This window comes from Microbacterium sp. B35-30 (assembly GCF_010634855.1).
Taxonomy (GTDB): Bacteria; Actinomycetota; Actinomycetes; order Actinomycetales; family Microbacteriaceae; genus Microbacterium.
The window spans coordinates 1-11,557 of record NZ_MWLQ01000046.1 but is presented as its reverse complement, the minus strand read 5'-3'; the positions used below and the strand labels follow the sequence as shown (position 1 = coordinate 11,557).

The following is an 11,557-nucleotide window of genomic DNA, read 5'->3' as shown; positions in this document are numbered from 1 at the left end:
CGGGGAGAAACCATGGAGGCCCCCCCCGATCGCGTATTGGCCGCGGTTCCCGCCGGCGGCGGGCCCCCCCCCCCCCGGGGGAGGGGACGCCCGCCCCGGCGACTCAGACCGGCTCGATCTCGCCGGGTCGCCAGCTCTTGTCGAAGAAGGACTGCAGCGGGTTGTAGAGGCGCAGAATGGTCCACCATCCCTTGCCGGGTACGGTCTGAAGCCAGTTGTCTTCTTTGCCCTCCGGGGCGGTCGGACCGAAGTACAGGTCGGTTGATCCGTCGGGGTTGGTGTGGACCGTTCCTGATTGGCTGCCGAGCCGAGGCAGATGCTGGTCCGTCTGGAGCATCGATCTGGTCTGGTTGTCGTAGAGCAGCACTGACCAGAAGCGTGACTCGGGGACGTCAGGGGGAAGGGTGAGGCGGTAGTTGCGGGCACCGTCGAGGTACTCGCCGTCGCTGCCACGCATCGCGAAGATGTACTGCGACCCGATCCCGGTGAGGCGCATGCACATCGCCGGAGTGATGCCGGTCGCCATGTAGAAGAAGTTCGTCGCCGAGTTGATCTTCCGGGCGCCGTCGCTCTGCGCCGCGATCACACCCCGAGCGGTGATCTGAGGAGGCGGATCGAGGAATTGGTAGCCGCCGAGGAAGAGTGCGCTCTGCCACTGCGAGTCCGGGTAGAACCCGAAGCCCTCCTCTGGCCGTGCCGCGAAAGTCAACGTCCGAGCGGTCGCGTTCCCGACGACGACAGCCTCCTCGAGGATCTTCCGCATCCGGGCGTCCGGCTCGAACGGCTTCCCGTGCACGATGCCGACCGAGGCCAGCAGGCCTAGCAGTTCCGGGTCACCGGAACCTGGGGGTTCCTGCTGCACCAGCTCGTTGACCAGTTCCCAGAAGCCGAAGTCGTTCGGGAAGATCGTATTGACGGGCATCCCGGATGCCTCGACGAAGCGCGTCTCACCAACCGACCGAGCCGCGCCGAGCGGGGACCTGCCGGCGAGGAAGCTCGAGACGGCAGTGCCGTGGGCACCAGGGATATAGGGATGCACTCGGACGCCCTCCCGGATCGCGGCGACCGGGATCGTCGGATCGTTTTCGACCATGAACGCGCGGCCGATCAACGTCGCTCGCGTGGTCCGCGAGTGGAAGACGTGGTACCCACTCTCGGGGAGCGGGCCATCGTAGCCCGGCCCGACGATCAGGTAGCGACCCCCTTCGCCGCGGTCGGGGCCGGGCAAGCCGACGTCGGTGATCCACCGGAACCACATGTCGTCGATCGTTCCCAAGATCCCCGACGGCGCATCGACGCTCGGCACATCGATGACCATCGGATGGTCGGAGACATCGATGAATCCCCAGAAGTACACCGTGTCGCAGTTCGCGGTCAGGAACAGCGAGGTCGAGTCCATCAGGTCGGAGAACAGCAGGAACGCGTTGTCCTCGACGCCCACGGACAGGTGGCCACGGCGGACGGCTGCGATCGACGCGCCGCGCAATGAACCGAGGAATGCCTCGACAGCATGGGTGAAGTCGAGATGGTCGTACAGCAGGGAGGCGGTCGCGTCGGATGGGGTGCCGTCGCTGAACTCCAATGTGCCGAGTCGGGACTCGACGCGGTCGGGTGTAGAGATCGATGCCAGCGTCTCGGCGGAGATACCGGGGTGCGTGGTGGTCATGGTCTTGCTCCTTGTTCAAGTGCGGTCGGCGGGCTGGGCGTGGGCCGCCTTGAGCTCGCGCCCATGGACGGTGAGTGCGTAGATGATGAGGATGTCGACGGCCAGCAGGATCAGCGACAACCAGGGCTGGGCGGACAGCAGCGACAGCTGACCCAGCGCGTTGAGGGCTACGAGGATGATTGCGATGACCCGAGCCCACGTGGCCCCGCCAATCAGCGAGATGCCGATGAAGATCAGGAGGGCACCGGAGATCAGGTGCCACCAGCCCCAGCCGGCAACGTCGACCATGAGCAGGCCCGACGTGGTCGCGAAGTATGAGGTGTCCGGGCCGATGACGGCGGCGAGGCCGAAGATGAGGTCGATGGCGCCGCCGATGATCAGCAGGACGCCAGCGAAGACCCCCCAGCCGGTCCACCCAGTCACAGTCACGTTGTCGGTCATGATGGTTTCCTTTCTGATGAGAGATCTGTTCCGTCCAGGGGTCAGACTTTGAGGTTCTGCTTCGGTATGACCACTTGCCGGATGATGAGCAGCAACGACGCGATGACCGGGAGTGCGAGCAAAACCCCGATAACGCCGAGCATCGCGGCGCCCGCCATCGCCCCGATGAGAACGAGCGCTGGCGGGATCGAGATCGCCTTGGTCATCACGCGGGGGCTGACCACGTACGACTCCACCTGGATATAGATGAAGTAGGCGACCAGGAAGATCAGCGCCTGAGTGGGGCTGGAGAAGAGCGCGACGACAGACCCCAGGACGAGGAAGATCAGCGACCCGAACAGCGGGATGAAGGTGATGATGAATGCGATCAGCGCCATCAGCGCCGCATACGGCAGGCCGGCGAGGTAGTAGATGAAGAATACGACGACGCCGTTGAGCGCGGAGAGGGTGAGCGAGCCCAGCAATGAGGCGCCCACCGAGGCTGTGACCTGTTCGGTGAGTCCGGCGACCTGGCCGCGATCGTGAGCCGGAACGAGGGAGTACAGCCCCTGCTTCATCCCATCGAGCGAGGCCAGGAAATAGAGGGTCAGCGCGACGATGATGAAGCCGGCGGAAATGGCGTTGAACAGTCCGGCTGCGGCGGCGAGCACACCCCCGCCGATCGCGGCGAGCGTCTCCGGCTGATGAAGGGTGTCCGCGACGGTGTGCACACCGCCGGCAAAGGCGACCTGCAGGTCGAGCGGCAGCGCTCTGAACCAGTCGGATGTGACCATCTCGTCCACTGCCTGCGGCAGATGCTCGACGAACTCCGCGATCTGGGTGACCACCGGCGGCAGGATGAAGAACAGGAACGCGGCGGCGACCAGCGCGTAACCTCCGAACACGATGCCGATGCCGGCGCCCCGCTTCATGCCACGGCGCTCGAGCGACCGCACGATCGGGTCGAGCCCCAGTGCGATGAACAGGGCGAGCGCGATCTGCAGCAGCAGCGTTGTGATGGATCCGAGCGCCACCCCGATGATCAGGGCACCGAGAACACCCAGGGTGGCGACGAACCCGAGCGTGAGGGGACGCTCCAGCAGCGCCAGGATGCCGCGACGCGGCGCGGGTTCCGGAGCATCTAGGCCGGACTGCCCGGTCTCTGGGACGGCGGCGACTGTCGTGACACGTCGGTTGCGGAGGCCGCGTCGTCTGGGGCGGGGCCCGTCGGATTCGCTCATGCCCGACACTCTGGTCGTGAACGATCTTGGCCGCGTCATGCAGATTGCACGAAAGTGTTCCAACCGCTTTCCGGAACCGACCCCACCCTGCGACGCCGTCCGGGATGTCGCAGGCGGCGCGCAGTTCATGCGATCTCCATGATGCGATGACTGGCTCCCGAGCGATGCAATGGGCGAGAACCGTCGCGCTCTACCGTGCGACGTCGACCCAACGGAGAGGTTCACCATGTCTGACACCACCACCCCCGACGACCGGCCCGTGCTCGAGCTTCTCGCCCGGATGACCGCCGACTCTTTGGAGTCGTCGACCCTGGACCCGGAGACCCTCGTCCTCGTGCGCGTCGCCGCACTCGTCGCCGTGGACGCGGCCCCCGTTTCGTACGCCCTCAACCTCACGGCCGGCAGTGTCGTCGGTCTCGACGTCGAGAGCCTCCGTGGCGTCCTGATCGCGATCGCCCCGATCGTGGGCACCGCTCGGGTCGCCGCGGCGCTCGGGAACATCGTGAAGGCACTCGCCGCGGAGATCGCGCTCGAGGATCTCGAGGTTGCCGAATTGGATGACGAGGAGGATGAAGACGACGACCAGTCGTAGTCTGCTCGGCGGGTAACGCAGGGGTTGAACCGCGGGGTGCGCGTCAATATGCTTCGAAAGTGCGAGAGAACGCACCGGCGCTCGCCCCGCCGGAGGTCGAGCTCAACACTCAATTACTCGACGCCAAGCTCTCCCCGCCGCGACATGAGCCGCGAGGGGCCGTCAGTCGAACCACCCTGATCGGGTCGGCCCGGTCGAGTGGACGGCGAGTGGTCAGCATCACCGCGCCGGCAGGCTACGGGAAATCGACGCTCCTCACGCAGTGGGCGGACACCGAGGAGCGGCCCGTTGCATGGGTGTCACTCGACCGGTTCGACGACGATCCCATCGCCCTGCTCACGCTCCTCGCGACCGCGTTCGCCCAAATCGCGCCGTCCGCTTCGCGACTCGGTTCTGACGTTCGACGACTGGGCGGCTCGCCGCTGGGTCGGGCGGCGCCCGCCGTTGCCGCGGCGCTCAAGACGAGCCGTACGCCATTCGTCATCATCCTCGATGATCTTCACGAACTCCGAAATCCTGACTGTCACGACGCCCTCAGTGTCGTCATCGCCGGTGTGCCGCCAGGATCACAGTTCGTCGCAGCGAGCCGAGGCGAGCAGCCGCACCTCGCACAAGCCCGCGCCCAGGACGACTCGATGGAGATCACCCCGGTCGACCTGGCGTTGGACGAGGCAGGTGCGCGCAGAGTGTTCGCCGGGGCGGAGCTACCACTCTCACCCGAGGACGCTGCGCAAGTCATCCAGCGCACTGAGGGATGGCCCGTCGGCGTCTTCCTCGCCGCAGCGATCACACGCGATGGCGGCGAGATGGCCGTCAGCGGCGACGACCGATATGTCGCCGACTATCTCTACCGGGAAGCGCTCGTCAAACTTCCGGAGCACCATCAGCAGTTCCTGCGGCGGACTGCCGTGCTCGATCGAATGTCTGGCCCGCTCTGCGACGCCGTGCTCGGGACGGATGACGCGCAGAGCGTTCTCCGCGAGCTGGAGGCTTCGGATGCATTCCTCATCGCGCTTGATCGCCGGCGAGGGTGGTTCCGGTATCACGAGCTCTTTCGCGAGTTTTTACTCGGCGAGCTCCGCCGGGTGGAACCGAAGCTGATCCTCGGGCTGCACCGGAGGGCCGCCGGCTGGTTCGAGCAGAACGGTTCGCCGGCGATGGCGATCGAGCATTTGCTTGACCTGCCGAGCGAGCGGCTCCGAGTCACGCACCTCGTTTCCGAGGCCACGCTCGCCACCTACCAAGCGGGTCTGCTCACCACGGTGCAGCGATGGCTCAGGGAGCTCGGGGACAAGGAGGTTGAAGGGTATCCACCCCTCGCGGTCATCGCGGGCTGGATTGCTCTGCTTACGGGGCGTGCTGCGGAGGCGGACCGGTGGGCAGAGATCCTAGAACGCTTGTCGTACGACGGCGTGCCGGATAATGGTTCGGCCTCTTTCGAGTCGGGCCGGGCGATGTTGAGGTCGTTCATGTGCGCTCAGGGGCCGGCTCGTGCGCTCGAGGATGCCAAGTTCGCGGTCGCGGCCGAGGCTATTGCCAGCCCGTGGCGTGACCAGGCGCTCTACCTTCTCGGTGAGGCACAGCTTCTCGCCGGAGACTCAGCGGCCGCGGAGGTCGCGTTTGATCAGGGTTCGACCGAGGCCGAGCTGCAAGCAAACTCCGATATCCGGATCGAATGCGAAACGCACCTCGGCATGCTTCTGATGGACGACGGACGATGGGTCGAAGCGGCGGAGCATATCGGGGCAGCCTTGGAAGTGATCGAGCAGCGGACCATGCAGGACTACGCCATCTCTGTCCCTGCCTTCGCGCAAGCAGCCCGACTCGCCCTGCATCGCGGCGATCTCGAAGATGTCCACCGGCAGCTCACGCGCGCAATGCGCGCACGCCCGGCGTCCACCTTCGCGATGCCATACCTCGCGGTGCGGGGACGGCTGGAGCTCGCCAAGGTCTTCTGGGCGCTGAGCAACCAGACCACTGCCCACCATCTGGTGCGCGAGATCGAGGACATCCTTGTTCACCGGCCGGCGCTCGGCGCGCTTATCGACCAGGTGGCCGACTTCCGGACGATGATGTCGTCCAGCAGGCAATCGGGTCGGAGTGGGGGACCGCCGCTCACGACCGCCGAGCTGAGGCTGCTGCCTTACCTGCAGACCCACCTCACCATGCGTGAAATCGGGGACCGTCTTTACCTCTCCCGGAATACCGTCAGCACCGAGGTGGGAGCCGTCTACCGCAAACTCGGAGTCTCCACTCGAAGTGAGGCCGTCCAACAGGCCACCGAGATGGGACTGCTGGGCGCTTAGGCCTGTCCGGTGGCCGCGATCCTGCCGGTGTCTTCGTCATAGACATCGTGGCCGAGGGCCAGCGCGACCTTCGGCGCGGCGGCGACGGCCCGCGGAACCCCGACGACAGCGATCACCCCGACGAGCGTGTCCACGATCTCGCTCGAGGTGGCGCCGGCACTGATCGCGGCATCGACCTGCGAGCCGAATGATGGCTCCGATGCCCCCATCGCCACGAGCGCGGCGACTCTGGCCAGGGCGAGGGTCTTGGCGTCGAGGCTGAGCTGTCCCAGTACCGACTCGTGCAGGTCGTCCGTCGTCAGAACGTCGTCATTGATCGCGAGACGGCGTAGCCGTTCGGGGTAGTCCACGAGGCCCTCATTCCCGGAGTTGTGCGCGCACGATCTAGTGGACGACAGGTGTCCCCGAACTGCATCACGCAGATCATGTGAAGCGGCAGCGCGCCAATCCGCGAACGGTTCATGCGATACGCATGATGCCTCCCGGCGGTTAGCACGGCATCGTGGGCGTCACGCCAGTCAATGGAGGTACGCACATGTCGAACATCGCTGAGACCACCACGGAGCCGCCCGTCTCGCCGCCGGCTCCCTCGGACTTCGCCGGTCGTGCCGAGTTCGGTCGCGAGGCCAGGCGGCGCACACCCCGATCGTCACACGAGGGTTGGGCACCGGCATCCGATCGGATGGACCCGATCTCGCTGCTCGAGGAACAGGCGACCACGCGTGTGCAGGATCTGGTGCCGATCCGCCACGCGCGGATGCTCGTCTCGCCCTTCACCTTCTATCGCGGTGCGGCGCTGCTGATGGCCGCCGACCTGGCCGGGTCGCCGACATCCGGAATCACCACGCAGATCTGCGGCGACGCCCACCTGTCCAACTTCGGAGTGTTCGGCTCACCCGAGCGGACGCTGATCTTCGACATCAACGACTTCGACGAGACGCTCCCCGGACCCTGGGAATGGGACCTCAAGCGACTGGCGGCGAGCTTCGAGGTCGCGGGACGCGATCGCGGGTTCGACGCAGCGCAGCGGCAGGAGATCAACCTCACGGTCGGGCGCAGCTATCGCGAGCAGATGCATCGGGCCGCCGAGGCACGAGTGCTGGATGCCTGGTACGACCGACTCGACGCCGACCGCCTGAGCGACTACATCGCCACAGAGGCTGACGCCAAGCACGCCGAGAAGTTCGTCAAGCGGACTGATGCCGCACTCGCCAAAGCGCGCACGAAAGACAGCACCCGGGCGCTGGCAAAGCTGGTGGAAGTCGTTGACGGAGAGCTGCGGATCGCCGCCGACCCGCCGCTCATCGTGCCACTCGAGCACCTTGTGGCTGAGGGGCAGACGCGAGCCCAGCAGGAGGAGTGGATGAGGGACGTACTGGCTTCCTACCAGACCACGCTTCAGCAGCAGAACCATCCCATCAGCGACTTCACCTATGTGCATATGGCGCGCAAGGTTGTCGGGGTGGGCAGCGTCGGCACTCGAGCGTGGATCGTGCTGCTGAGGGGGAAGGATGACTCCGACCCACTCCTGCTGCAGGCCAAGCAGGCCGAGGCATCCGTGCTCGAACGGTTCCTGCCCGAGAGCGTCTACGACCACCATGGCGAACGGGTTGTCCGGGGTCAGCGATTGATGCAGGCGGCAAGCGATATCTTCCTCGGCTGGCGAAGAGAACCCGGAGTCGACGGGGTCGAGCGGGACTTCTATCTGCGGCAGCTTCACGACTGGAAGGGCTCGGCGGACGTCGACACGATGAATGCCTCCAGGGCCAGGATCTACGCCCGGCTGTGCGGGGAGACGCTCGCGCGAGGGCACGCACGATCAGGCGACCGCGTCGCCATCGCCTCGTACCTTGGCCACAGCGACCGGTTCGACCATGCCATCGCGCAGTTCGCGTCGGCCTACGCAGACCAGAACGACCGCGACTACGCGACCTTCGCCGAGGCGGTAGCGTCGGGCCGCCTTCCCGGTGTCGGGGTAGCAGTCTGACGAGTCATCCGGATGGCTGAGTCACCGACCCGAGAACTGACGCGCAGCGAACGCCGGCGATTCGTCCTGCGCGGCCTTGGGCGAGCCATGCTCATGACGGGGGCACTCGTGGCGGCCTACTTCGTCCTACCGATCGAATGGATAGCGGCGGTGCCGGTCCCGGTGGTGCTGATCGTTGCGCCGCTCATTCTGCTGGTCGTGTCGGTGTGGCAGATCCGTGCGATCATGCGGTCCGACCAGCCGGGGCTCCGCGGTATCGAAGCTCTCGGCATCATCGCACCGCTTTATCTGCTGCTGTTCGCGGCGACGTACTTCCTGATGGCGCTCGATAAACCTGCGAGCTTCACCGCCGACCCGATCACCCGCATGGACTCGCTGTACCTGACCGTGACCATCTTTTCCACCGTCGGATTCGGAGACATCAGCGCCGCAAGCCAGACCGCCCGCGCCGTGGTGACGATCCAGATGATCCTCAACCTGGTCGTCCTCGGCGCCGGAGTGAAGCTCCTCACCGGTGCCGTGAAACGGGGTCGCGCGACGAAGGAATCGGCTGCGGAGCCCAAGGGGGTCCAAGCGTGACCGTCGGGGACGAGACGAGCACCCTGTCGGCCGGGGCGGGAGGGCGGGCCACGGTCGAAGAATCGACGGCGCCAGCACGTGGCGCGCATCCGAGCGAAGCTCACGAGCTCGTCGCCGTCATCCTGCTCTCACTTGTGGCGATGCTGACAGCATGGTGCGGCTTCCAGGCCTCCAAGTGGGGCGGGGATTCTTCAGTCGCGTTCAGTGAGGCATCGGCTTCGAGGATCGAGGCATCCGGCTTCGAGAGTGAAGCGCGGGACGCGCGCGGGCTCGACCTCGCCGTCTACGCCCAGTGGGTGGAGGCCGAAGTCAACAGCAACGAGACGCTCGCGGACTACATCGAGGCCCGCTTCACGCCGGAGTTCGCCGCAGCATTCTCGGCATGGGAAGCAGACGGACGCCTCGAGAACGGACCGTTCACTCGGGAGGAGTACATCCCTGCCGGCACTGAGGAATCGGCGGCGGCGCTCGCCGACGCCGAAGCGAGCTTCCAGCGCGCCCTCGACTTCAACGAGAAAGGCGACAACTACTCACTGATCACGGTGCTGTTCGCGCTCGTCCTCTTTCTTGCCGCAATCGCGCAGCGTGGGATCTCGGTGCTTGGTTCACGGATCGTGCTGATCGTCGCGGGCGTACTTGCGCTAGGCGGAGTTGTCCTGCTGCTGACATTCCCGATCAGATTCTGATGAACACCGACGGACGGAGCCACCGATGACCGAACCGACGAACGCGCTGAGCCCGGGCCGGCGAATGAACTCTCCCCGAGCAGCCGCGGTGGCGGGCGTCCTGTTCGCCGTTCTGTTCGCCGCTGCGCTCGTACTCATGCGGACATCCCTCCCGGACCAGGCTTCGATCCCCGCGGACTGGCCGGATGACGCGGCTGCTACTCGCCTCACGCTCGGACTGTCGCTCGTACCCTTCTCGGGCATCGCGTTCCTTTGGTTCATGGGCGTCGTTCGCGATCGCTTCAAAGAGACCGAAGACCAGCTGTTCTCGTCCGTCTTCATCGGCAGCGGGCTCCTCTTCCTCGCCATGGTGTTCGTGTCCGCCGCGATCGCCGGCGGGATCGTGGCGATCGCGCAGGTCGTCACCGACGAGGAGAGTCGCGCCGGAGTGTCGAACTTCGGGCGTGCCGTGATGCTGCAGGTCAGCAACATCTACGCCCTGCGCATGGCCGGAGTGCTGCTGATCTCACTGGGCACGATGTGGCTTCGCACCGGCGTCATGCCACGATGGCTGTCGTTCGTCACCTACGCGGTCGCGATCGTCCTGCTCTTCGTGACGACCCTCAGCCTGTGGGTGACCCTCATCTTCCCGGCATGGGTCTTCGCGGTCAGCATCCTGATACTCGTCCAGAACTTTCGACGGCGAACGACAGCAAACGAATGAAGGTGCTCGCCTATGAAGGAGCCGCCCGTCCCCACGGCAAGTGAGCGGGCAGGGGCCGGTTACCGCGCCAGCACGTAAGTTGTCGATCGCCGCGACCCATTTCCCTCGCACGACTGCGGTCCGCGGCTTGCGATGCAATGATGGCCGGAGCACCGTCCTCAGCGAGATCGCGAGAGGGCTAGTCCGATGACCTCGTCCGCTCGTTCGAGTCATCCCGAGGAAAGGTGAACCATGGCACCTCTAGGTCGTCGAGACGAGCGTCAAGAGCGGCGCGAGGAGCGGCACGGTGGCGACGACATCGAGGTCTTCCAGATGCGGGAGAAGCTGGTGTCGTTCGGGGATGACTTCTGGATCGAGACCACCGGCGGGCGACGCGCGTTCAAGGTGGACGGAAAGGTCGCTCGCATTCGCGACACGCTCGTGATCCGCGACGTTGCCGGCAACGAAGTCGCCAAAGTCCAGGAACGCAAGATCGCGATCAGGGACACCATGTCCATCGAGCGTCCCGGGCAGCCCGACGCCACGATCAAGAAGGCCCTCATCAATCCGCTGCGCGAGCGCTTCACACTTCAGGCTGACGACATCGGCGAGATCGACGTCCAGGGCAATATCGTCGATCACGAGTACAAATTCGAACGCGACGGCGCAAAGATCGCGGAGGTGTCCAAGCGATGGCTGCGCCTTCGCGACACCTACGGTGTCGAGATCGCCTCAGGTCAGGACATCGCGCTGATCCTCGCCGCCACCGTGGCTCTCGACCAACTGTCCCACTGACCCCCTCGCTCTCTCTGCATGACATCGCGGCGAGCCTAGAACGAGAGAGTAGAACGACAGATCTGGCCGCCCGCGCGTGAGTAAACGCGTGAGCAAGAACGAATCACAATTGGCGTGGTGATCTCACTGAGTATGGGTTCAGATCCCTCCGTCACCGCCATCTGAAACCCCCGTGGATCCCTTGGCTACCGTGTGGGGTGCGTCAATAGATGTGTCGCGCCCAGAACTCGTCTTCGGACCAGTTCGCCGGGATCCCCATGCCTGCGAGGTTCATCGGCGGTCGGGTGCTGAGCAGCCCGTGGAGCCGTCGCGCCCAGGTGCTGCGAGGTGAAACCACGTCGAGCACAGACTGCAGCGACACCAGCACCGGATAGAGACGCTTCTCCGAACGCGCCGGTAGTGCAGCCTGACCCTTCAACCATGAGATCGCAGGTGACCAACGTGAACACGAACCGCGCCGAATCGATGCGGATGCGCCCGAGCGCCGCGCGCTGTGACCTGACAAGCGGGGTTCGAACCCCTGCGTTCTGGACGACCGAGGCGAGACTCATGCGCTCGTGTGTTGTTGCCTTCAGACGAGGTGCGGTGAGACGCTAAGCGGAC

Annotated in this window: 11 protein-coding genes; 7 read left to right on the top strand and 4 right to left on the bottom strand. The window is 65.5% G+C overall.

Annotated features, from left to right (window positions below):
- Positions 1 to 103: 103 nt before the first annotated feature.
- The 3 genes from B2K11_RS18785 to B2K11_RS18775 are packed head-to-tail and all read right to left on the bottom strand — an operon-like array spanning position 104 to position 3,327.
- Positions 104 to 1,666, bottom strand: coding sequence for a DUF1254 domain-containing protein (locus tag B2K11_RS18785; protein ID WP_163620619.1), 1,563 nt, complete (start codon positions 1,664 to 1,666; stop codon positions 104 to 106).
- A gap of 15 nt (positions 1,667 to 1,681) precedes the next feature.
- On the bottom strand, positions 1,682 to 2,107 hold the full coding sequence (locus B2K11_RS18780) for a hypothetical protein (protein WP_163620618.1): 426 nt from the start codon (positions 2,105 to 2,107) through the stop codon (positions 1,682 to 1,684).
- Between the two features lie 41 nt (positions 2,108 to 2,148).
- Positions 2,149 to 3,327, bottom strand: a complete 1,179-nt coding sequence (locus tag B2K11_RS18775) for an AI-2E family transporter (RefSeq protein WP_163620617.1) — start codon at positions 3,325 to 3,327, stop codon at positions 2,149 to 2,151.
- A gap of 226 nt (positions 3,328 to 3,553) precedes the next feature.
- Here B2K11_RS18775 and B2K11_RS18770 point away from each other — a divergent pair, with 226 nt between their 5' ends.
- Together B2K11_RS18770 and B2K11_RS18765 are read left to right on the top strand one after the other, a co-directional pair.
- Positions 3,554 to 3,919 (top strand): carboxymuconolactone decarboxylase, encoded by a 366-nt coding sequence (locus B2K11_RS18770; RefSeq protein ID WP_163620616.1) that lies wholly within the window; start codon positions 3,554 to 3,556, stop codon positions 3,917 to 3,919.
- 59 nt (positions 3,920 to 3,978) lie between these two features.
- Entirely contained in the window at positions 3,979 to 6,225 is a 2,247-nt protein-coding gene (locus B2K11_RS18765; RefSeq protein ID WP_163620615.1) for an AAA family ATPase, read from the top strand.
- Here the strand turns inward: B2K11_RS18765 and B2K11_RS18760 are convergent.
- A complete protein-coding gene (locus B2K11_RS18760) occupies positions 6,222 to 6,575 on the bottom strand; it encodes a carboxymuconolactone decarboxylase family protein (protein ID WP_163620614.1) in 354 nt (117 codons plus the stop codon). The genes B2K11_RS18765 and B2K11_RS18760 overlap by 4 nt on opposite strands.
- A gap of 185 nt (positions 6,576 to 6,760) precedes the next feature.
- Here B2K11_RS18760 and B2K11_RS18755 point away from each other — a divergent pair, with 185 nt between their 5' ends.
- The 5 genes from B2K11_RS18755 (at position 6,761) to B2K11_RS18735 (ending at position 10,954) form a co-directional block, all read left to right on the top strand.
- Positions 6,761 to 8,212, top strand: a complete 1,452-nt coding sequence (locus B2K11_RS18755) for a DUF2252 domain-containing protein (protein WP_163620613.1) — start codon at positions 6,761 to 6,763, stop codon at positions 8,210 to 8,212.
- A gap of 108 nt (positions 8,213 to 8,320) precedes the next feature.
- Positions 8,321 to 8,791, top strand: coding sequence for a two pore domain potassium channel family protein (locus B2K11_RS18750; RefSeq protein WP_204260192.1), 471 nt, complete (start codon positions 8,321 to 8,323; stop codon positions 8,789 to 8,791).
- On the top strand, positions 8,788 to 9,477 hold the full coding sequence (locus B2K11_RS18745; protein ID WP_239526260.1) for a hypothetical protein: 690 nt from the start codon (positions 8,788 to 8,790) through the stop codon (positions 9,475 to 9,477). Before B2K11_RS18750 ends, B2K11_RS18745 begins: the two co-directional genes overlap by 4 nt.
- 25 nt (positions 9,478 to 9,502) lie before the next feature.
- On the top strand, positions 9,503 to 10,180 hold the full coding sequence (locus B2K11_RS18740) for a hypothetical protein (RefSeq protein WP_163620612.1): 678 nt from the start codon (positions 9,503 to 9,505) through the stop codon (positions 10,178 to 10,180).
- A 231-nt stretch (positions 10,181 to 10,411) separates the two neighbouring features.
- Positions 10,412 to 10,954, top strand: coding sequence for an LURP-one-related family protein (locus B2K11_RS18735; RefSeq protein ID WP_163620611.1), 543 nt, complete (start codon positions 10,412 to 10,414; stop codon positions 10,952 to 10,954).
- Positions 10,955 to 11,557: the final 603 nt, after the last annotated feature.